Origin of the sequence: Enterobacter cloacae complex sp. 418I7, assembly GCF_050030705.1 — a bacterium.
GTDB classification, from domain to species: domain Bacteria; phylum Pseudomonadota; class Gammaproteobacteria; order Enterobacterales; family Enterobacteriaceae; genus Enterobacter; species Enterobacter intestinihominis.
Genome location: NZ_JBLGUU010000001.1, coordinates 3,186,233 through 3,206,770, shown reverse-complemented (window position 1 = coordinate 3,206,770; position 20,538 = coordinate 3,186,233). Strand labels below are relative to the sequence as shown.

The window sequence follows — 20,538 nt, the reverse complement described above, 5'->3', positions numbered from 1 at the left end:
AAAAATCTATGATAGAAAACATAGGGCCAGATGACCAGCTATCCATCAGATTTATCAAATGGGGAAAAACCATAATTCTCAAAGGGGATTGCTGGCTTTTGACTGAAAGTCGCTGCTTTTTCGTTTGGGGAGAAGCGTCAGGTAACGATACTGAAAATATTGTGTTAAATCGCAGCGCTTAAAACTGCCTGATCACGATAAGAGTTCCGCTTTTCACTACAATCGCATTCCCGTTTTAGCGCAATATATTGTTTTGCCGTTATCCCCTCGACAGCGTCTTTTTCTTCAGGTTATTTTCTAAGCATGCCACACGGGTGGCAGCGTCGCTCGGACGGTCCGGGCGCTAACGTGACTCTGAGGAATCTATGGCTGAATTCAGTCCTGAACGCCGTTTTACGCGTATCGATCGTCTCCCCCCTTATGTTTTCAATATCACTGCTGAACTGAAAATGGCTGCGCGTCGGCGCGGTGAAGACATTATCGATTTCAGTATGGGTAACCCTGACGGCCCAACGCCGCCGCATATCGTTGAGAAACTCTGCACAGTTGCCCAGCGTCCCGATACCCATGGGTATTCAACCTCACGCGGCATTCCACGCTTGCGTCGGGCTATCTCCCGCTGGTATCAGGATCGTTATCAGGTGGATATCGACCCTGAAAGCGAAGCGATTGTGACCATTGGCTCCAAAGAGGGGCTGGCCCACCTGATGCTGGCGACGCTCGATCACGGCGATACCGTCCTGGTGCCGAATCCGAGCTACCCAATTCATATTTATGGGGCGGTGATTGCTGGCGCGCAGGTGCGTTCTGTTCCACTGGTGGAAGGCGTCGACTTCTTCAACGAGCTGGAACGGGCGATTCGTGAAAGCTATCCGAAGCCGAAAATGATGATCCTCGGTTTCCCGTCCAACCCAACGGCACAATGCGTCGAACTCGAATTCTTTGAGAAAGTGGTCGCGCTGGCTAAGCGTTACGACGTGCTGGTGGTACACGATCTCGCCTATGCTGATATCGTTTATGATGGCTGGAAAGCGCCGTCAATTATGCAGGTACCGGGTGCCCGTGATGTGGCGGTTGAGTTTTTCACCCTGTCGAAAAGCTACAACATGGCGGGCTGGCGAATTGGATTTATGGTGGGAAACAAAACGCTGGTGAGCGCCCTGGCGCGTATTAAAAGTTACCATGACTATGGTACGTTTACGCCATTGCAGGTCGCGGCCATCGCGGCGCTGGAAGGGGATCAGCAGTGCGTGCTTGATATTGCCGCCCAGTACAAGCGCCGCCGTGATGTGCTGGTAAAAGGGCTTCACGAAGCGGGCTGGATGGTTGAAATGCCTAAAGCTTCCATGTACGTCTGGGCGAAAATCCCCGAGCCGTATGCGGCGATGGGATCTCTGGAATTTGCCAAAAAACTGCTTCAGGACGCGAAGGTTTGCGTCTCTCCAGGCATTGGCTTTGGTGACTACGGTGACACGCATGTGCGTTTCGCGCTGATCGAAAACAGCGACCGTATCCGTCAGGCTGTGCGGGGGATTAAAAGCATGTTCCGCGCGGATGGCCTGCTCGCAGTGAAGAGCGTCGTGGAACAACCCGAGTCGTAACGGACACCAAAAAAACAGGCGCCAACGGCGCCTGTTTTTTTGACTGCATTTTCTTAACTAGATCATCAGAGCAAACGTTCCGGCCCAAACTAAAACAATAACCGAAATGCCCATAAAGAAATATTTCACGTTTCATCGCTCCGCGTATCTTCCGGTACGCATTAAAAAAACAGAGTCCAACTGAGTATAGAGAGTTGAAATCATGCGAAAGGGGAAATCGGAATTATCCCGTTACGTCGCTAACTTCAGCTCTGAATTCTGTGCTTTCCTGTCGCCAGACGGCGCTAATGTACGCCTAAATTTCAGGAGTGACAAGAGGCATTTTTTTAAATAATTTCCGATACTTACGAGTGTCGTGGAACGGCGACAGTTTGATTTCGGTACGCAATAAATGCCTGTTGAGCGACGGTCGAAAAAAGCCGTTATGCACTGCGATTACAGGTGCTTGAAAAGGTTAGTTTCTTAGCGAAACTAACCTTCGAAAGGGGTTAGATATAAAGTGAGGCTTCGCCCAGAGGGCGGGTTTTAAAGCGGCGGTGCATCCACAGATACTGCTCAGGTGCTCGCATAATCTCAAACTCAATCACCTTATTGATAAAGGTCGCGGCTTCACTCTCATCCTCAGGATAGTTCGCCATCTCCGGTGAGATATGCAGACGATAGCCTGACTTATCCGCTTTTCTGACCATGGTCACCGTTAACATCGAGGCGCCAGAGAGACGTGAAATCACAAAGGTACCGTTCGTCGTAGCGACATCTTTAACCGCAAAGAAAGGGGCAAAGCTGCTGCCTTTAGGGCCGTAGTCCTGGTCCGGGGCAAACCAGACGGCTTCACCTTTTTTCAGGGCGCCAACCATACCGCGCAGATTGTTACGGCTGATCATCGCCTTATTTGAACGCATGCGGCCCCGCGTTTGTACCCATTCCATCAGTGCGCTGTTATGCGGGCGATAGGTTGCCATCATCGGCTGACAAAGACCCATAACGCGGCCGCCCAGCTCAAGCGACATAAAATGCACACCCACAACCATCACGCCGCGTTTTTGCATCTGGGCATGTTTGAGGTTATCCAGACCTTCAACGTCAAACCATTTACGGACACGCTCGTCTGGCCAGAACCAGGCCATACCGGTTTCAAGCAGCGCCATACCGATAGATTTAAAGTTTTCAGCGATCAGCGTTTCACGCTGCTGCGCGTTGTAATGCGGAAAGCAAAGTTCAAGATTTTTTCGGGCAATGGACTCGCGACGCTTAAGAAAGTGACGCGATGCGCTGCCGAGCTTCGAACCCAGGAAGCGAATCACGGGATAAGGAAGCTGGACCAGCAGCCAAAGTACGCCAAGGCCGAACCATGTAAACCAGTAGCGCGGGTGCAGAAACGCCCGCTGAAATTTGGATTGAGACAAAATAGTGGAACCTTTGTAAAGCCTGTGAAGGTAGCGCAGACTTCGCGATACCACGTGCCATTGAGACCGTAGGACGAGGTCATGGTTGCAGGCTTTACCGTTCTTTACGACGTTGCCTGGCCATTGCTGACTTGGGTGGGCGGCTTAATGTAGCACCGTTATACATTATGAGCTATTACTCGTTTTTGCTTAAAAAAGCGGCAATTGCAAAGCGGATTGATAAATCAGGCATTATAGGGGGAAATTAAAAGTGTCCCCTGCAGGAATCGAACCTGCAACTAGCCCTTAGGAGGGGCTCGTTATATCCATTTAACTAAGGGGACGAAGCGGCAAGAGTATAGCGTTATTTACACTTCTCGTTAAGCGCATTGCCGCCTGACTGGTCAAAGAGTCACCGTTCACGCCGATTTTTCGGCAGTTTTATCCTTTTTTTCCTGAGCCTTAAGTTCGGCTTTACGCTTGTTGGACATGTCGTTACGGATTTGCGCATGGCTCAGCAGTGCAAAGATAAAGGTTCCGCCACAAATGTTGCCTGCGAGAGTAGGCAGGGCGAACGGCCAGAAAAAGTCGCTCCAGTGGAGTGTGCCGTTAAATACCAGATAAAGGATTTCAACGGTCCCGACAACAATGTGCGTGGTATCGGCGAGTGCGATAAGCCAGGTCATCAGGATAATCACCACGATTTTCGCGCTGCCCGCTGACGGGAACATCCAGACCATAGTGGCGATGATCCAGCCGGAGATAATGGCATTAGAGAACATTTCAACCGGCGTATTTTTCATTACGTCCATGCCAATCTTCACGAATGCGTCGCGGGTCGGTTCATCAAAGATTGGCATATACTCGAAGGCCCAGGCTGCAACGCCCGTACCGATCAGGTTCCCCAGCAGCACGACGCTCCAGAGGCGCATCAGTAAACCAAAATTACCAAGGGTCGGATTTTGCATGACGGGCAGTACGGCAGTGACGGTGTTCTCCGTGAAAAGCTGCTGTCGCGCCATAATGACGATAATAAAGCCGAACGTGTAGCCTAAATTCTCCAGCAAAAAACCGCCCGGCACGCCTTCCAGTTGAACGTGAAATATACCTTTGGCGAGCAGAGAGGCACCCATCGACAGACCGGCTGCGATGGCCGACCACAGCAGGGCCATTGCATCACGCTCCATCTCCTTTTCGCCATCCTGGCGAATATGCTCATGAATGGCCATGGCGCGCGACGGCAGGCGATCCTCATCGACTTCTATCTCTTCTCCCCGGTCTTTCTCCTCACTTTCAATCTCATGTTCCTCATTGTTCTCACCAATTTTTTCTTCGTTAATATCTTTCATAACTGCTCCTTCGGGGTAATCGCTCATTTAAGCGTAGCGGCTTTTGGCGCCTTGCCCGTGGGGAAGCTCTTAAATTGCTGAAAATGGCAATAAAGGTGAGACATCTCTTTCAAAGCCAATATAAAATTGCCAGCGAAACGAATTCTTAAAGACAGGCTATGCTGAAATTAGCGTGATGACGCGAGCGGGTCGTCATTGTCCTCGTAGACATCGGTAAGCGTGCTGTTACAATCACTTGCACGTTTCAGGCGGAGCCTCACAGGCTCCGTCACAGATGGCATTCAACGATAGCCATATTGAACAGGGAGAAATATATGAAGCTTCGGCTGTCGGCGCTTGCGCTGGGCGTAACGATGCTTGTGGGCTGCGCCAGCTCTGGCGAGCAAACGGGACGCTCCGATCCTCTCGAAGGATTTAACCGTTCAATGTACAACTTTAACTATAATGTGCTGGATCCATATCTGGTTCGTCCGGTTGCCGTGGCATGGCGTGACTACGTTCCGCAGCCAGCGCGTAACGGGCTGAGCAACTTTACCAGTAACCTGGAAGAGCCAGCGGTGATGGTGAACTACTTCCTCCAGGGCGACCCGTATCAGGGGATGGTGCATTTCACCCGTTTCTTCCTGAACTCTCTGCTGGGTATGGGCGGCTTAATAGATGTCGCAGGCATGGCGAACCCGAAATTACAGCGTGAACAGCCGCATCGTTTCGGCAGCACACTGGGGCATTATGGCGTAGGTTATGGGCCGTATGTGCACCTGCCATTCTACGGCAGCTTTACCGTGCGTGATGATGGCGGCGATATGGTGGATACGCTGTATCCGGTGCTGTCATGGCTCACCTGGCCGCTGTCGATTGGTAAATGGACCGTGGAAGGGATTGAAACGCGTGCGCAACTGCTGGACTCTGACGGTCTGCTGCGTCAGTCTTCCGATCCGTACATCATGGTCCGCGAGGCCTATTTCCAGAACCATGACTTTATTGCCAACGGCGGTAAGCTGAAGCCGGAAGATAATCCGAACGCGAAAGCCATCGAGAACGAATTAAAAGATATCGATTCGGAATAAATAAAAAAGGTGAGCGATGCTCACCTTTTTTAATCGTGTTGGGATTAGAACGCGTAGTTGAAGTTGGTACCAAACAGCCAGGCTTTACCTTCAGAGGTAAACTCGTAAGGGCCTTCCTGGAAGGTCACTTTCTGTCCATGCATGTACGACACGCCCGCGTCGATAGAGGCATTCTCGTTGAACGCGTAGGTTGCCCCCGCACTTACCCAGAAACGGTCCTGATCCGGAATGGAGATAGAACGCTTATCTGCCGGTACCGGACTGTCATCAAATGCCACGCCGGTACGGAACGTCCAGTTGTCATCCATATAATAGGTCGTACCAAGTGCGATACGGTAAGCATCGTGGAAGCTTTCGTCTTTATAGAACAGCGTCTGGCCGTTGCTGCCGGTGGCTTTCAGCTCCTGGAACTGGCTCCAGCTGGTATACGCGAGGCTATAGTGAATAGCCCACTGCGGCGCAACGCGGTTATAACCTGACACTTCCCACATTTCTGGCAGATGCAGTGACAGTGAACCCGGTACGGTTTGATTCGAGGTACCCCATGGAATGGTGGTGCCTGCGCCCGGTACCATACCGTTGACTGGGCTCAGGATGCCGCTTTTGTAATCGCCATCGAAGTCAATCTTCACTTCTGAGCGGTAGGTCAGACCCCAGCGGTTGTTTTTATCCAGTTCATACAGGATACCGGCGTTCCAGCCGTAACCCCACTCGTCACCTTTCAGGCTGGCAATTTTATTGCTGTTTTTCGGCAGCGCAGCAGTTTGCTCCCCGGAATAACGCTCGATTTTTGCATCAGCGTAGACAGCATCAAAGCCCAGACCAAAGCTCCAGTTATCGTTCAGACGATATGCGCCGCTCAGGTTAAGGTTCAGGGTCGTCAGGTCGGTTTTACCGCCGTATTCCCCGGCCGGGTAGTTGTTATTGAACTCCGTTGCCAGGCCATAGTTTGAGGTGACAGAGGCACCCCAACCAAACTGTTCATTGATTGGCGCAACAAAGTGCAGGTTAGGCACCCACGCCGTTGGTGCAATGTTATCCGCCTTCAGATCTGCGCCGGTATACTGAGATTTGCCAGAAATGTTGACATCAGGATCGATGTAAACCGCACCGGCAGAGAAGGTAGGGCGATCAAACATCATGATAAGCGCCGGGTTACGGCTTGCGTTGCCTGCGTCATCGGCAATCGCACCTTCCCCGGAATACGCACGGCCAAGGCCAGAGGAAGAAAATTCGTTTAACTGGAAGCCCGCTGACCAGGCGGACGTTGAGACGATTGCCACTGCAACTGCTAAAGCAGTTTGTTTGAACAGGGTTTTCTGGCTCATGACCATAACCTCATTGAGTTATTTTTATTCAATAATTGTTACATACCGTAACAGGAGCGCGAAGTGTAGGGTCTGAGGTATGACATACAAATCAGACCAGTGGCGAGAGTATAGGTCTGACCAGCTGGGATGTTGCAAGTTTGTTTATTAATATTTTCAAACATGTTTCATGAAACGAGATCTGGTTGGCAAAATTGTGACCAGTACGATTCATCCGAAAAGGTGAATTTTGTTTTAGATCATTTTTTAGTGTGATATTGCTCACTTATCCGGTTTTGCGCCATTAACGGCTGGAGGGGGCTCGTCCGGGGGCGTAAAATAGTCGCATCGTGTTTATCTCGCGCGCTGCGCGAATACAGAGGAAATTGAGCTATGAGTAAATGCAGTGCTGATGAAACCCCGGTTTGCTGCTGTATGGATGTTGGCACCATTATGGACAACACCGATTGCACCGCCTCTTACAGCCGCGTATTCCCTAACCGCGCTGAAGCGGAAGAGACGCTGGCCGCGCTGAGCAAGCGTGCGCGTGAAGTCGAATCCGATCCATGTGAAATCAAATCTACCTTCACGGAAGTGGAAGGCGGCGTACAGCTGGATATCGACTTTGTGTTCGCCTGCGAGGCAGAAACGCTGATCTTCCAGCTGGGCCTGCGTTAATTCCTGCGGTCTGGTGCCCTCACCCCAACCCTCTCCCACGGGAGAGGGCGCAAACACTAAAAACGGTAACCCACGGGTTACCGTTTTGCTTTTACCCTGGGCATTTTCTTTTTCTTCTCTGTGCCTTAGCTCGCAATTTTTCGCTTCCCCGATTGGCTCAATGTAAAAAAATAGTTAAGACTATTATCAGGTCAGACCACTTAACGTGCGCGCAAAATTTTTTTACAGGGGAGTGTTATGAGTCAGGCATTACCGCTTATCACCCGACACGGTGACCGCATTGCCATTGTCAGCGGGTTACGTACGCCGTTTGCACGTCAGGCAACCGCGTTTCACGGTATACCGGCTGTCGATCTGGGAAAAATGGTGGTGGGGGAGATGCTGGCTCGCAGCGAGATCCCGCTAGAGGTTATTGAGCAACTGGTTTTCGGCCAGGTGGTACAGATGCCGGAAGCACCCAATATCGCGCGTGAAATCGTGCTGGGTACCGGCATGAATGTTCATACCGACGCCTACAGCGTCAGCCGCGCCTGCGCTACCAGTTTCCAGGCGGTGGCGAACGTGGCGGAAAGCCTGATGGCGGGGACCATTCGCGCGGGAATTGCCGGCGGCGCGGATTCCTCCTCCGTGCTGCCCATCGGCGTCAGCAAACAGCTGGCCCGCATTCTGGTGGATGCCAACAAAGCTCGCACTACCGGTGCAAAGCTTAAACTCTTCTCGCGTTTACGCCTGCGCGACCTCATGCCCGTGCCACCTGCCGTTGCTGAATACTCCACCGGCCTGCGCATGGGCGATACAGCCGAGCAGATGGCAAAAACCTATGGTATTACCCGCGAACAGCAGGATGCGCTGGCGCATCGCTCGCATCAGCTGGCAGCGAAAGCCTGGTCGGAGGGCAAACTGACCAACGAAGTGATGACCGCCTATGTACCGCCTTACCGGGAACCGCTCGCGGAAGATAACAACGTTCGCGGCACCTCAACGCTGGCAGATTACGCAAAACTGCGACCGGCCTTTGACCGTAAACATGGCACCGTTACGGCGGCCAACAGTACGCCGCTGACGGACGGTGCCGCCGCCGTGATCCTGATGACGGAATCCCGGGCGAAAGAGCTGGGCATCACACCGCTGGGCTATTTGCGCAGCTATGCCTTTACCGCCATCGATGTCTGGCAGGACATGCTGCTCGGACCGGCCTGGTCCACGCCGCTGGCGCTGGAGCGCGCGGGGCTAACGCTCTCCGATCTCACGCTAATTGATATGCACGAAGCCTTTGCCGCACAAACGCTGGCAAACGTGCAGCTTATGGCGAGCGAACGTTTTGCCCGCGACGTGCTGGGCCGCGCACATGCCACAGGCGAAGTGGATCAGAGTAAGTTTAACGTGCTGGGTGGCTCCATTGCCTACGGTCATCCGTTTGCGGCGACCGGCGCGAGAATGATAACCCAGACCTTACACGAACTGCGTCGCCGTGGCGGCGGCTTTGGTCTCGTTACCGCCTGTGCGGCGGGCGGTCTGGGCGCAGCAATGGTTCTGGAGGCTGAATAATGGAAACGACATCTGCATTTAACCTTGCTGTTCGCCTTGATAACGTGGCCGTTATCACCATTGATGTGCCCGACGAAAAAATGAATACCCTGAAGGCGGAGTTCGGCGTTCAGGTGCGTGCGATGCTCAGACAGATCCGCGAAAACAAAGCGATACGTGGCCTGGTATTTATCTCGGCAAAGCCGGATAACTTTATTGCCGGGGCCGATATCAACATGATTGCCCGGGCGACAAGCGCTCAGGAAGCAGAAGATCTGGCGCGTCAGGGGCAGCAGGTGATGGCGGAGATCCATGCGCTGTCGATACCCGTTGTCGCTGCGATCCACGGGGCTTGCCTGGGCGGCGGGCTTGAGCTGGCGCTGGCCTGCCACAGTCGCATCTGTACCGACGATGCGAAAACCGTACTCGGACTGCCTGAAGTACAGCTTGGATTGCTGCCCGGTTCAGGTGGCACGCAGCGCTTGCCGCGGCTGGTGGGCGTCAGTACTGCGCTGGAGATGATTTTAACCGGTAAACAGCTGCGCGCCCGTCAGGCGTTAAAGGCGGGTCTGGTTGATGAGGTCGTTCCGCACGCAATCTTGCTTGAGACTGCCGTTGAGCGGGCGCTGAAAGGTCGTCAGGCGAAACGCCCCCTGCCGGTGCGTGAGCGTATCCTCGCCGGGCCGCTGGGGCGCACGCTGCTGTTTAATATGGTGGGTAAAAAAACCGAGCAAAAAACCAGAGGGAACTATCCGGCAGCGACGCGCATTCTGAAGGTGATTGAAACCGGTTTATCGCAGGGCAGCAGCAGCGGTTATGCCGCGGAAGCGAAAGCGTTTGGCGAGCTGGCGATGACGCCGCAGTCGCAGGCGTTGCGCGGCATTTTCTTTGCCAGCACGGAGGTTAAAAAAGATCCGGGCAGTGAAGCTGAACCGGCTCCGCTGCGCGCCGTTGCGGTTCTGGGTGGTGGGCTGATGGGCGGCGGCATCGCGTTTGTCACCGCCAGCAAAGGCAAATTGCCCGTACGTATCAAAGATATCAATCCTAAGGGCATCAACCACGCGTTGCAGTACAGCTGGCAGAACCTTGATCGCAAAGTGAAACGCCGCCATATCAAGGCCAGCGATCGCGATAAAACCCTCGCGATGATCACTGGCGCCACCGACTACAGTGGGTTTGCACACCGCGATCTGGTGATTGAAGCCGTGTTCGAAGATCTGGCCCTTAAGCAGCAGATGGTAGCGGACGTTGAACAGCATTGCGCGCCGCACACCATTTTCGCGTCAAACACCTCGTCTTTGCCGATCGGCGACATCGCGGCGAAAGCCATGCGCCCGGAGCAGGTGATAGGGCTGCACTATTTCAGTCCTGTCGAAAAAATGCCGCTGGTGGAGGTTATCCCTCATGCCACAACCAGCCCGCAAACTATTGCCACCGTGGTGAAGCTGGCGAAAAAACAGGGCAAAACTCCTGTTGTGGTCGCGGACAAAGCCGGCTTCTACGTCAACCGCATTCTGGCGCCGTATATTAACGAAGCGATGCGGTTGCTGACGGAAGGGGAGAAAATTGAGCACGTCGATGACGCCCTGGTGAAGTTTGGTTTCCCCGTCGGCCCAATCCAACTTTTGGATGAGGTAGGAATTGATACGGGGACTAAAATTATCCCTGTGCTGGAAGCGGCTTATGGCGATCGTTTTGCGCCGCCTGCAAACTTTGTTTCCGCAATTTTGAAGGACGATCGCAAAGGCAGAAAAAATGAACGCGGTTTCTATCTTTACGCCGCGAAAGGGCGTAAAAGCAAGAAACAGGTCGACCCTTCGGTTTATGCGCTTATTCCTGTCACGGGTCAGGGAAAACTGTCGGCGGTTCAGTGTGCTGAGCGCTGCGTGATGATGATGCTCAATGAAGCGGCGCGCTGCTTTGGTGAGCAGGTGATCAAAAGCGCGCGCGACGGCGACATCGGTGCCGTGTTTGGTATCGGTTTTCCGCCATTCCTTGGCGGCCCGTTCCGGTATATGGATACCCTCGGGGCGGGTGAAGTGGTTGCGATCCTGCAACGTCTGGCCTCGCAATACGGTCCACGGTTTACACCTTGTGACGAATTATTGCAGATGGCGGAACGGGGTCAGACATTCTGGCCCGCAAGGGAAACTGATTGCGTAAACTGAAGTCAAAGAAGGGTAAATCCTGAGGTGATGGAACCTGTTTTGGCGAAATTGTAAACAGAGATTGACTATACTTACGCCATTGAGGTAAAAAACAGCGTTTCATTCACCGAATGGATCAGGCACAATGCCCGGCCATCGGGTTTTCTACCTCAGAGCATTAATCGCGGGTAGTTAACGCCGGTGATTCTGGTTAACAAAAGCGGTGCAATATGCAAGTTTTTATCATGCGTCACGGCGACGCGGCACTCGATGCCGCCAGTGACTCAGTACGTCCTTTAACCGTCTGTGGCTGCGACGAATCCCGTCAGATGGCGACATGGCTTAAAGGTCAAAAAGTGGACATTGAACGCGTTCTGGTGAGTCCGTTCCTGCGGGCAGAACAGACGCTGGATGTGGTAGGGGAGTGTATGAACCTGCCATCCAGTGTGGATGTTCTCCCTGAACTCACGCCGTGTGGCGATGTTGGCCTTGTCAGTGCTTACCTTCAGGCGCTGTGCAACGAAGGTGTCGCTTCCGCACTGGTCATTTCCCACCTGCCGCTGGTCGGCTATCTGGTATCTGAGCTGTGCCCGGGCGAAACGCCACCAATGTTCACAACGTCCGCCATTGCCAACGTCACCCTCGACGAAACCGGCAAAGGGGTCTTTAACTGGCAAATGAGTCCGTGCAACCTGAAGATGGCTAAAGCTATCTGACGTGACGTGCGATATGGCGGGGTGCCGCGTGCCTCCCGCCATCCTGTCAGGGCAACTCTGGCGGCTGCCACTCCTCAACTTCAATCAACACCAGCAATGCGGCATCTCCGCCGTACTCTTTTGGTGCCTGATGAAAAGCCATTACGTGCGGATGCTGAGCCAGCCACAGCGGCGTCTGTTGTTTGAGAATATGTTTGCCGTGACCGTGCATCACGCAGGCGCAAAAAACATGCTCGCGTCGGCACGCCGCGATCAACGCCCCCAGCTCCTGCTTCGCCTGCATCTGGGTCAACCCGTGCAGATCGAGGAACAGCTCCGGCGAGTAATCTCCCCGGCGTAATTTTTTCAGTTCAAAATGGCTAACGTCTTCGCGCACGTATTTCACCGCGCCCTGCGTATTTAGCAGCGGCTGAAACTCATCTGAAAAATAGTGGCTGTTATCGGCCTGCTCCTGGAGCAGACGTTTGACCGGAACCTCGCTGATTTTTTTACGCTGCGGGCGATGGACAATGGTGTCGTGCGTGATTTTACGCGTCCCGGTCATCAGCTGGCGGAAGAGAGCCTGATCCTCCTCGCTGAGCGATGTTTTCTTTTTCATTCGTCATTCTCATCTCGTATTTCCGATAGTGTACCCGACTAAACGCATTTTTTAACCTCAAGCGACACGCGTCATTGCTGATTTATCGCCGTCTTCATGGCAAACTAGCCGCCGAAAATTATGCGAGCATGCCCTGGAGGAAAGAGTGGATAAAATTTTTGTCGATGAAGCAGTAAACGAGCTGCATACCATACAGGACATGTTGCGCTGGTCGGTTAGCCGCTTCAGCGCCGCCAATATCTGGTACGGACACGGCACCGATAACCCGTGGGATGAGGCCGTCCAGCTGGTGCTGCCGTCACTCTACCTGCCGCTGGATATTCCGGAAGACATGCGCACCGCGCGCCTGACCTCCAGTGAAAAACACCGCATCGTTGAGCGCGTGATCCGTCGCGTGAACGAGCGTATTCCGGTGGCTTACCTGACCAACAAAGCCTGGTTCTGCGGCCATGAGTTCTATGTTGATGAGCGTGTGCTGGTGCCGCGTTCGCCGATTGGCGAGCTGATCAACAACCACTTTGACGGCCTGATTAACCATCAGCCGCAGCACATACTTGATATGTGCACCGGCAGCGGCTGCATCGCGATTGCCTGCGCGTACGCCTTCCCGGAAGCGGAAGTGGACGCCGTCGATATCTCCACCGACGCGCTGGCCGTCACCGAACATAACATTGAAGAGCACGGCCTGATCCATCACGTCACGCCTATCCGCTCTGATCTGTTCCGCGACCTGCCGACGCTGCAATACGACCTGATCGTCACCAATCCACCGTACGTGGATGCCGAAGACATGTCCGATCTGCCGAACGAGTACCGTCACGAGCCGGAGCTGGGCCTGGCGTCAGGCTCTGACGGGCTGAAGCTGACCCGCCGCATCCTGGCCTGCGCGCCGGATTATCTGACCGACGATGGCGTTCTGATTTGTGAAGTGGGTAACAGCATGGTACATCTGATAGAGCAGTACCCGGATGTGCCGTTCACCTGGCTTGAGTTCGACAACGGCGGTGACGGCGTCTTTATGCTGACCAAAACGCAACTGCTTGATGCACGCGAATACTTCAGCATTTACAAAGATTAATCCAGCGGGCTTCGGCCCGTTTCACAACGCTCAAACACAAACAACAACATCGGAGCCGTGATGGCAGGAAACAGTATTGGACAGGTATTCCGTGTGACCACCTTTGGCGAGTCGCACGGTCTGGCACTGGGTTGTATCGTTGATGGCGTCCCGCCAGGCATCGAACTGACCGAAGCCGATTTACAGCATGACCTTGACCGTCGTCGTCCGGGTACCTCTCGCTACACCACGCAGCGTCGCGAGCCGGACCAGGTCAAAATTCTCTCCGGCGTTTTTGAAGGCCGTACCACCGGGACCAGCATTGGTCTGCTGATTGAAAACACCGATCAGCGCTCCCAGGACTACGGCGCGATTAAAGACGTCTTCCGTCCGGGCCACGCCGACTATACCTACGAACAAAAATATGGCTTTCGCGACTATCGCGGCGGCGGACGTTCTTCCGCGCGTGAAACCGCGATGCGCGTGGCGGCAGGTGCGATTGCCAAAAAATATCTCCAGCAGAAATTCGGCATCGTTATCCGCGGCTGTCTGACCCAGATGGGCGACATTCCGCTGGCAATCAAAGACTGGGATCAGGTAGAACTTAACCCGTTCTTCTGCGCCGATGCCGACAAGCTGGACGCGCTGGACGAGCTGATGCGTGGCCTGAAAAAAGAGGGCGACTCCATTGGTGCGAAAGTCACCGTGGTGGCCGACGGTGTGCCGGCTGGCTGGGGCGAGCCGGTATTTGACCGCCTCGACGCTGACATCGCCCACGCGCTGATGAGCATCAACGCGGTGAAAGGCGTTGAAATCGGCGACGGTTTTGACGTGGTTAAGCTTCGCGGCAGCCAGAACCGCGACGAAATCACGAAGGCGGGTTTCCAGAGCAACCATGCGGGCGGCATTCTGGGCGGCATCAGCAGCGGGCAGCAAATTATTGCCAATATCGCGCTGAAGCCAACGTCCAGCATTACCGTGCCGGGCCACACGATTAACCGTTCAGGCGATGAAGTAGAGATGATCACCAAAGGACGGCACGATCCATGCGTGGGGATCCGCGCGGTACCGATCGCAGAAGCGATGCTGGCGATCGTGCTGATGGATCACTTCCTGCGCCAGCGCGCGCAGAATGCGGATGTGTCGACCACCATTCCACGCTGGTAACTATGAAAAAAACCGCAATCGCTCTGCTGGCGCTGCTGGCCAGTGGAGCAAGCCTGGCCGCCACGCCGTGGCAGAAAATCACCCACCCGGTAGCGGGAAGCGCGCAGTCCATTGGCGCTTTCTCCAACGGGTGTATCGTCGGCGCGCAGGAACTTCCGCTGCAGTCGGACACCTATCAGGTGATGCGCACCGACCAGCGCCGTTACTTCGGCCATCCTGACCTGGTACTGTTTATTCAGCGTCTTGGCAACCAGGTGCATAACCTGGGGCTGGGGACGATGCTGATTGGCGATATGGGGATGCCTGCAGGTGGTCGCTTCAACGGCGGTCACGCCAGCCACCAGACCGGACTGGATGTGGACATCTTCCTGCAACTGCCGAAAACGCGCTGGAGCTCAACGCAGCTGCTGAAACCGCAGGCGCTGGATCTGGTCTCGGCCGACGGTAAACGGGTCGTCGCCTCGCGCTGGTCGCCGGAAATTTCCAGCATGATTAAGCTGGCGGCAGAGGATAACGACGTCACACGGATCTTTGTTAACCCGGCCATCAAGCAGCAGCTTTGCCTGGATGCGGGAACGGATCGCGACTGGCTGCGTAAAGTGCGCCCGTGGTTCCAGCACCGGGCGCATATGCATGTTCGCCTGCGCTGCCCGGCGAACAGCCTGGAATGTGAAGATCAGCCGCTGCCACCGCCTGGCGATGGTTGTGGTTACGAACTGCAAAGCTGGTTTGAACCGGCCAAGCCTGGAACCTCTAAGCCTGAGAAGAAGACACCGCCTCCGTTGCCGCCTTCCTGCCAGGCGCTACTGGATGAGCATGTACTTTAATGGATAATTTCGTCGATCTGTTTATGGTGTCACCGCTGCTGCTGGCGGTGCTCTTTTTTGTTGCGATGTTAGCCGGATTTATCGATGCCCTGGCGGGCGGTGGCGGGTTGCTCACCGTTCCGGCGCTGCTGGCGGCAGGCATGAGCCCTGCCCAGGCGCTTGCCACCAACAAACTCCAGGCATGCGGCGGTTCGCTCTCCTCATCGCTCTACTTTGTTCGGCGCAAAGTGGTGAATCTCGCCGATCAGAAGCTCAATATCCTGATGACGTTTATTGGCTCGACGGCGGGCGCGCTGCTGGTCCAGCACGTACAGTCCGACATTCTGCGCCAGATCCTGCCGATTCTGGTTATCTGTATTGGCCTCTATTTCTTACTGATGCCAAAGCTCGGCGAGGAAGACCGGGCGCGGCGACTGCACGGCCTGCCGTTTGCGCTGATTGCCGGTGGCTGCGTCGGTTTTTACGACGGCTTCTTTGGTCCGGGAGCAGGCTCGTTTTACGCGCTGGCATTCGTGACGCTGGCCGGGTTCAACCTCGCCAAATCCACCGCCCACGCCAAAGTCCTCAACGCAACCTCCAACGTTGGCGGTCTGCTGCTGTTTATCATTGGCGGCAAGGTTATCTGGGCTACCGGATTTGTGATGATGGCGGGGCAGTTTTTGGGCGCGCGCGCAGGCTCGCGTCTGGTATTAAGCAAAGGGCAAAAGCTGATCCGCCCGATGATTGTTGTTGTCTCGGCGGTGATGAGCGCCAAACTTCTTTATGACAGCCATGGACAGGAGATCCTCACCTGGTTGGGGATGAACTAATGAACAGTACGCATAAATACGAACAGCTGATTGAGATCTTCGACAGCTGTTTTGCTGATGATTTTAATACCCGTCTGATTAAAGGCGACGACGAACCGATCTATCTTCCTGCTGATGACCAGGTTTCATACAACCGCATCGTCTTTGCCAATGGCTTTTACGCCAGCGGTTTGCACGAGATTTCGCACTGGTGCATCGCGGGGAAAGCGCGTCGCGAGCTGGTGGACTTTGGTTACTGGTACTGCCCGGACGGGCGCGACGCCGCCACCCAGGGGCAGTTCGAAGATGTGGAGGTGAAACCGCAGGCGCTGGAGTGGCTGTTCTGCGTGGCAGCGGGTTTCCCGTTCAACGTCAGCTGTGACAACCTTGAAGGCGACTTCGAGCCAGACCGTATCGTCTTCCAGCGCCGCGTGCATGCGCAGGTGATGGAATATCTTGAGAAAGGCATCCCGGAACGTCCGGCACGCCTGATCGAGGCTTTACAAAATTATTACCATACGCCGGAGATCACGGCGGAATGCTTCCCGTGGCCGGAAGATTTATAACAGAGGAAAGAAGATGATCGCAGAATTTGAATCACGCATTCTGGCGTTAATTGATGACATGGTGGAACACGCCAGCGATGATGAGCTGTTCGCCAGCGGTTATCTGCGTGGTCACCTGACGCTGGCGGTAGCCGCGCTGGAAGCCGGGGACGATCACTCTGCCGACGCCGTTCACGCGGAAGTTACTCGCAGCCTTGAAAAAGCCATTCTGGCCGGGGAACTGTCTCCACGCGACCAGTCTTTAGTGCTGGGCATGTGGGACAATTTGTTCCAGCAGGCTAAACGCTAAGTTGCCGCCTTCTCTTCCCTCTCCCTTTTGGGGAGAGGGCCAGGGTGAGGACACCAGACCGCACCCTACTTAACCCTTTTCCCCTTCAGCAATTTCCGCACCCACAGTCGGTTCGGATTAAGCCCCGCGAGCGTAACCCTGTCCAGCGGAACCGGCTCATCGCTCATTTGCGCGGCTAGCACTTCAGCCAGCAATGGCGCGGAGCATAATCCCCGCGAGCCTAAGCCACCCAACATAAACAGTTCCGGATAAACGGGCGCACTTACCGCCGTTTCTTTGTTGTCTGCAAGATCCTGATAGACTTCAAGCGTGGCGTCATAGTCCGGCACGTTTCCCGCCATCGGCAGGTGATCGCGGGTCGCGCAGCGTACGCCGCAGCGCGCCTGACCCTCACTGACATCAACCTCTTTCGCCCACGACGCATTCGGGAAACAGTCGAGCAGGCGCTGGCGGTTTTGCTGCTGATCCGCTTCGCTGTACTGCATATCTGTTTCACCGCGATGATAGCTGGCACCGATGCAGTGATGGCCGTTGGACGGATTTTGCGGCGTCGCGTAGCCGTCGTAACACAGCACCTGACGCAGTTTGCTCAGTTCGGGCGCAGTGGGGATATGGCTCACCTGGCCGCCGACTGGATAAACCGGCAATGACGCTGTCTGGGTAAACTGAGTGATGTGATGTCCGTTGGCCAGTACAACGCTGGCATGCTGCGACGCATTGCCGTCAGCAAAACGCAGTTCCCAGTGCGCAGTGCGGCTTAGCGATTCAACCTTGTGGGCATAATGCACTGTCAACCCACGCGACTGCCCGAGGGCTATCGCCGCAGAAGTCAGTTCAGCCGGACATAGCCAGCCGCCGAGTGGATACTGAATTCCGCCGCAGCCGGTGTCGACGCCAGCGGTCTCAGCAACCTGCTGAGCCGTCACTGCATGGGCGATGGTTTCCGGCAGCCCCAGCGACAGCATTTGGGTGATTTTCTGTTGGCTCTTCTCATCCCAGCCCAACTGCGTCACACCGCACCAGTCGTGGTCGAACGCAACCGGCAGGCTATCGTAAAGGCGACGAGCAAACGTAAACGCAGCCGGGAAGAACTGGAACAGTGCTGGATCGTGTGAACTTAATAAGGGATAAAGCGCGCCCTGACGGTTGCCTGATGCACCCATCGCCGGTGCCTCGTCAGCGCAGTAGAGCGTCACCTGCCAGCCACGGTGCAGCAGCGCCAGTGAGAGCAGGGCGCTGGCAATACCTCCGCCCACAATGGCGACCTCACGCGACGCACTGGGGCGGCGAGCAAACCAGGGTGCCTGTGCCGGGATCGCCAGATCCTGCTCCATCACCCCCACCAGCATGTCGCGTTTGCGGCCAAAGCCTTTGGTTTTCCGCATGGTAAACCCCGCCTCCTGCAACCCACGGCGGACAAAGCCCGCCGAGGTGAAGGTGGCAAGCGTCGCGCCCGGGCGTGCCAGACGTGCCATTGCGCTGAACAGGTGCGGACTCCACATGTCAGGGTTTTTGGCGGGCGCAAAACCGTCCAGGAACCAGGCGTCCACTTTCTGATGCATTGAGTCATCGAGCTTATCGGTCAGGTCGTTAATGTCGCCAAGCCACAGGTCGAGCGTGACGCGTCCGTCGTCCAGAATCAGACGATGACAGCCGCCGATAGCCGGTGGCCACTGGGCCTGAAGCTGTTCCGCCCAGTGGGCAAGCTCCGGCCAGCGCTGATGGGCAAGCCGCAGATCGTGTGCGGTAAGCGGAAATTTTTCGAAACTGATGAAATGTAATCTTTGTAAGGTAGCCTCGGGGTGTGCAGCGCGAAACTGGTCGAAGGCCTGCCAGAGGGTCAAAAAATTCAGCCCGGTGCCGAAACCGCTCTCCGCGACGACAAACAGGCTGCGCGGATGCTCAGGGAAGCGGGTGCTGAGATGATTTCCTTCGAGGAAGACATAGCGCGTCTCTTCCAGTCCGTTATCATTAGAAAAGTAGACGTCATCAAAATCTCGGGAAACAGGTGTACCCTCAGCGTTGAATTCGAGGTTGGCAGGTTGTATGGCGTTTTGTTTCACGTAAGTTACTCGTCCGACAGGCAGTGGCACGATCTTAGCGATGTGAGCCCATCGGTGCAAATTTCCACAGAAAATCGCTGATCGGACTTGTTCGGCGTACAAGTGTACGCTATTGTGCGACTCGAAACTTTTTATAGTGCGACTTACAGAGGTATTGAATGAAACGTGCAGTGATTACTGGCCTGGGCATCGTTTCCAGCATCGGTAATAACCAGCAGGAAGTCCTGGCATCTCTGCGTGAAGGACGCTCCGGGATCACTTTCTCTGAAGAGTTTAAAGATTCTGGAATGCGTAGCCACGTATGGGGTAACGTTAAACTGGATACCACCGGTTTAATTGACCGTAAAGTGGTTCGTTTCATGAACGATGCCTCTATCTACGCCTATCTTTCCATGCAGGAAGCGATCAAGGATTCTGGTCTGAGCGAAGACGCTTACCAGAACAACCCACGCGTGGGCCTGATTGCAGGCTCCGGCGGTTCCTCTAAAGCTCAGGTGTTCGGTGCTGACGCCATGCGCAGCCCGCGCGGCCTGAAAGCGGTCGGTCCATATGTTGTGACCAAAGCCATGGGTTCAGCGGTTTCCGCGTGCCTGGCAACGCCGTTCAAAATCCACGGTGTGAACTACTCCATCAGCTCCGCATGTGCGACCTCCGCACACTGTATCGGTAATGCGGTTGAGCAGATCCAGCTGGGCAAACAGGACATCGTATTTGCTGGCGGTGGCGAAGAGCTGGGCTGGGAAATGGCCTGTGAGTTCGACGCGATGGGCGCACTGTCCACCAAATACAACGAAACGCCAGACAAAGCATCCCGTACCTATGATGCACACCGCGACGGTTTTGTTATCGCTGGCGGCGGCGGTATGGTTGTGGTTGAAGAGCTGGAACACGCGCTGGCGCGTGGCGCGCACATCTACGCTGAGATCGTGGGCTACGGCGCAACGTCTGACGGCGCTGACATGGTTGCTCCATCCGGCGAAGGCGCGGTGCGCTGCATGAAGATGGCGATGCACGGCGTTGATACCCCAATCGACTACCTGAACTCCCACGGCACCTCAACGCCGGTAGGTGACGTGAAAGAGCTGGGTGCGATCCGTGAAGTGTTCGGCGACAACAGTCCGGCGATCTCTGCAACCAAAGCCATGACCGGTCACTCTCTGGGTGCGGCGGGCGTGCAGGAAGCGATCTACTCTCTGCTGATGCTGGAAAACGGCTTTATCGCGCCAAGCATCAACATCGACGAGATGGACGAGCAGGCGGCAGGCCTGAACATCGTGACCGAAACCACCGAACGTGAGCTGACGACCGTTATGTCCAACAGCTTCGGTTTCGGCGGCACCAACGCCACGCTGGTGATGCGTAAGCTGAAAGCGTAAGCGTTTGAAGATATAGTAGAAGGGAGCCAC

General features: G+C 55.0%; 19 protein-coding genes and 1 tRNA gene. 13 read left to right on the top strand and 7 right to left on the bottom strand.

The genetic code is table 11. The annotated features are described in order from the left end of the window. Nucleotides 1-365: 365 nt before the first annotated feature. Complete coding sequence (gene alaC, locus ACQG0S_RS15445) at nt 366-1,601, top strand: alanine transaminase (RefSeq protein ID WP_023300650.1); 1,236 nt, start codon at nt 366-368, stop codon at nt 1,599-1,601. Between the two features lie 57 nt (nt 1,602-1,658). Here the strand turns inward: alaC and ypdK are convergent, their stop codons facing one another. From ypdK to ACQG0S_RS15425, 4 genes are all read right to left on the bottom strand, one after another. Beyond that, nucleotides 1,659-1,730, bottom strand: a complete 72-nt coding sequence (gene ypdK / locus ACQG0S_RS15440) for a membrane protein YpdK (protein ID WP_099458937.1) — start codon at nt 1,728-1,730, stop codon at nt 1,659-1,661. A gap of 359 nt (nt 1,731-2,089) precedes the next feature. Beyond that, the gene (gene lpxP, locus ACQG0S_RS15435; RefSeq protein WP_168713920.1) at nt 2,090-3,010 is read right to left on the bottom strand and encodes a kdo(2)-lipid IV(A) palmitoleoyltransferase; all 921 of its coding nucleotides are present in this window, start codon (nt 3,008-3,010) and stop codon (nt 2,090-2,092) included. A 248-nt stretch (nt 3,011-3,258) separates the two neighbouring features. Next, nucleotides 3,259-3,330, bottom strand: a tRNA-Arg gene (locus ACQG0S_RS15430). A 75-nt stretch (nt 3,331-3,405) separates the two neighbouring features. After that, nucleotides 3,406-4,335 carry a formate/nitrite transporter family protein gene (locus ACQG0S_RS15425; protein ID WP_022648872.1) on the bottom strand — a complete coding sequence of 310 codons (930 nt, stop codon included), beginning with the start codon at nt 4,333-4,335 and terminating at the stop codon, nt 3,406-3,408. 314 nt (nt 4,336-4,649) lie between these two features. On the opposite strand from ACQG0S_RS15425, the gene mlaA reads away from it, so the two are divergent. Next, nucleotides 4,650-5,402, top strand: a complete 753-nt coding sequence (gene mlaA, locus ACQG0S_RS15420) for a phospholipid-binding lipoprotein MlaA (RefSeq protein ID WP_022648871.1) — start codon at nt 4,650-4,652, stop codon at nt 5,400-5,402. 44 nt (nt 5,403-5,446) lie between these two features. Here mlaA and fadL read toward each other — a convergent pair whose 3' ends face one another. Next, the gene (gene fadL, locus ACQG0S_RS15415; protein ID WP_022648870.1) at nt 5,447-6,730 is read right to left on the bottom strand and encodes a long-chain fatty acid transporter FadL; all 1,284 of its coding nucleotides are present in this window, start codon (nt 6,728-6,730) and stop codon (nt 5,447-5,449) included. 372 nt (nt 6,731-7,102) lie between these two features. Between fadL and ACQG0S_RS15410 the strand changes: the two genes are divergently transcribed. From ACQG0S_RS15410 to sixA, 4 genes are all read left to right on the top strand, one after another. Beyond that, nucleotides 7,103-7,387 carry a YfcZ/YiiS family protein gene (locus tag ACQG0S_RS15410; RefSeq protein ID WP_022648869.1) on the top strand — a complete coding sequence of 95 codons (285 nt, stop codon included), beginning with the start codon at nt 7,103-7,105 and terminating at the stop codon, nt 7,385-7,387. A 237-nt stretch (nt 7,388-7,624) separates the two neighbouring features. Beyond that, nucleotides 7,625-8,935, top strand: coding sequence for an acetyl-CoA C-acyltransferase FadI (gene fadI / locus ACQG0S_RS15405; protein WP_063138123.1), 1,311 nt, complete (start codon nt 7,625-7,627; stop codon nt 8,933-8,935). Further along, nucleotides 8,935-11,082 carry a fatty acid oxidation complex subunit alpha FadJ gene (gene fadJ, locus ACQG0S_RS15400; protein WP_045308682.1) on the top strand — a complete coding sequence of 716 codons (2,148 nt, stop codon included), beginning with the start codon at nt 8,935-8,937 and terminating at the stop codon, nt 11,080-11,082. Before fadI ends, fadJ begins: the two co-directional genes overlap by 1 nt. Nucleotides 11,083-11,291: 209 nt before the next feature. Next, a complete protein-coding gene (sixA, locus tag ACQG0S_RS15395) occupies nt 11,292-11,777 on the top strand; it encodes a phosphohistidine phosphatase SixA (protein WP_003861375.1) in 486 nt (161 codons plus the stop codon). A gap of 46 nt (nt 11,778-11,823) precedes the next feature. On the opposite strand, the gene smrB is transcribed toward sixA, so the two are convergent. Further along, entirely contained in the window at nt 11,824-12,375 is a 552-nt protein-coding gene (smrB, locus tag ACQG0S_RS15390) for an endonuclease SmrB (RefSeq protein ID WP_022648866.1), read from the bottom strand. A gap of 145 nt (nt 12,376-12,520) precedes the next feature. On the opposite strand from smrB, the gene prmB reads away from it, so the two are divergent. Genes prmB through ACQG0S_RS15360 form a run of 6 tightly spaced genes read left to right on the top strand, consistent with a single transcriptional unit; the run spans nt 12,521 to nt 17,069 of the window. Further along, entirely contained in the window at nt 12,521-13,453 is a 933-nt protein-coding gene (prmB, locus tag ACQG0S_RS15385) for a 50S ribosomal protein L3 N(5)-glutamine methyltransferase (protein ID WP_022648865.1), read from the top strand. A 60-nt stretch (nt 13,454-13,513) separates the two neighbouring features. Next, nucleotides 13,514-14,599 carry a chorismate synthase gene (gene aroC, locus ACQG0S_RS15380; RefSeq protein ID WP_022648864.1) on the top strand — a complete coding sequence of 362 codons (1,086 nt, stop codon included), beginning with the start codon at nt 13,514-13,516 and terminating at the stop codon, nt 14,597-14,599. 2 nt (nt 14,600-14,601) lie between these two features. Further along, nucleotides 14,602-15,426, top strand: coding sequence for a penicillin-insensitive murein endopeptidase (gene mepA, locus ACQG0S_RS15375; RefSeq protein ID WP_048965793.1), 825 nt, complete (start codon nt 14,602-14,604; stop codon nt 15,424-15,426). Further along, complete coding sequence (locus ACQG0S_RS15370) at nt 15,426-16,235, top strand: sulfite exporter TauE/SafE family protein (RefSeq protein WP_022648863.1); 810 nt, start codon at nt 15,426-15,428, stop codon at nt 16,233-16,235. Before mepA ends, ACQG0S_RS15370 begins: the two co-directional genes overlap by 1 nt. After that, nucleotides 16,235-16,780, top strand: coding sequence for an elongation factor P hydroxylase (locus ACQG0S_RS15365; RefSeq protein ID WP_048965794.1), 546 nt, complete (start codon nt 16,235-16,237; stop codon nt 16,778-16,780). The genes ACQG0S_RS15370 and ACQG0S_RS15365 overlap by 1 nt, the downstream gene beginning before the upstream one ends. 13 nt (nt 16,781-16,793) lie before the next feature. Then, nucleotides 16,794-17,069: a YfcL family protein gene (locus ACQG0S_RS15360; RefSeq protein ID WP_022648861.1), complete on the top strand. Its 276-nt coding sequence runs from the start codon at nt 16,794-16,796 to the stop codon at nt 17,067-17,069. A gap of 65 nt (nt 17,070-17,134) precedes the next feature. On the opposite strand, the gene mnmC is transcribed toward ACQG0S_RS15360, so the two are convergent. Beyond that, nucleotides 17,135-19,132 carry a bifunctional tRNA (5-methylaminomethyl-2-thiouridine)(34)-methyltransferase MnmD/FAD-dependent 5-carboxymethylaminomethyl-2-thiouridine(34) oxidoreductase MnmC gene (gene mnmC, locus ACQG0S_RS15355; RefSeq protein WP_046619049.1) on the bottom strand — a complete coding sequence of 666 codons (1,998 nt, stop codon included), beginning with the start codon at nt 19,130-19,132 and terminating at the stop codon, nt 17,135-17,137. Between the two features lie 158 nt (nt 19,133-19,290). Between mnmC and fabB the strand changes: the two genes are divergently transcribed. After that, nucleotides 19,291-20,508, top strand: a complete 1,218-nt coding sequence (gene fabB, locus ACQG0S_RS15350) for a beta-ketoacyl-ACP synthase I (protein ID WP_022648859.1) — start codon at nt 19,291-19,293, stop codon at nt 20,506-20,508. Nucleotides 20,509-20,538 lie beyond the last annotated feature (30 nt).

Bases quoted from the DNA above. Each gene is read 5' to 3' on its own strand.
- ACQG0S_RS15360 (WP_022648861.1), top strand. From the start codon at position 16,794: ATGATCGCAGAATTTGAATCACGCATTCTGGCGTTAATTGATGACATG.
- ACQG0S_RS15410 (WP_022648869.1), top strand. From the start codon at position 7,103: ATGAGTAAATGCAGTGCTGATGAAACCCCGGTTTGCTGCTGTATGGAT.
- fadL (WP_022648870.1), bottom strand. From the start codon at position 6,730: ATGAGCCAGAAAACCCTGTTCAAACAAACTGCTTTAGCAGTTGCAGTG.
- smrB (WP_022648866.1), bottom strand. From the start codon at position 12,375: ATGAAAAAGAAAACATCGCTCAGCGAGGAGGATCAGGCTCTCTTCCGC.
- alaC (WP_023300650.1), top strand. From the start codon at position 366: ATGGCTGAATTCAGTCCTGAACGCCGTTTTACGCGTATCGATCGTCTC.
- sixA (WP_003861375.1), top strand. From the start codon at position 11,292: ATGCAAGTTTTTATCATGCGTCACGGCGACGCGGCACTCGATGCCGCC.
- aroC (WP_022648864.1), top strand. From the start codon at position 13,514: ATGGCAGGAAACAGTATTGGACAGGTATTCCGTGTGACCACCTTTGGC.
- mlaA (WP_022648871.1), top strand. From the start codon at position 4,650: ATGAAGCTTCGGCTGTCGGCGCTTGCGCTGGGCGTAACGATGCTTGTG.
- fabB (WP_022648859.1), top strand. From the start codon at position 19,291: ATGAAACGTGCAGTGATTACTGGCCTGGGCATCGTTTCCAGCATCGGT.
- ACQG0S_RS15370 (WP_022648863.1), top strand. From the start codon at position 15,426: ATGGATAATTTCGTCGATCTGTTTATGGTGTCACCGCTGCTGCTGGCG.
- ACQG0S_RS15365 (WP_048965794.1), top strand. From the start codon at position 16,235: ATGAACAGTACGCATAAATACGAACAGCTGATTGAGATCTTCGACAGC.
- fadI (WP_063138123.1), top strand. From the start codon at position 7,625: ATGAGTCAGGCATTACCGCTTATCACCCGACACGGTGACCGCATTGCC.
- fadJ (WP_045308682.1), top strand. From the start codon at position 8,935: ATGGAAACGACATCTGCATTTAACCTTGCTGTTCGCCTTGATAACGTG.
- ACQG0S_RS15425 (WP_022648872.1), bottom strand. From the start codon at position 4,335: ATGAAAGATATTAACGAAGAAAAAATTGGTGAGAACAATGAGGAACAT.
- mepA (WP_048965793.1), top strand. From the start codon at position 14,602: ATGAAAAAAACCGCAATCGCTCTGCTGGCGCTGCTGGCCAGTGGAGCA.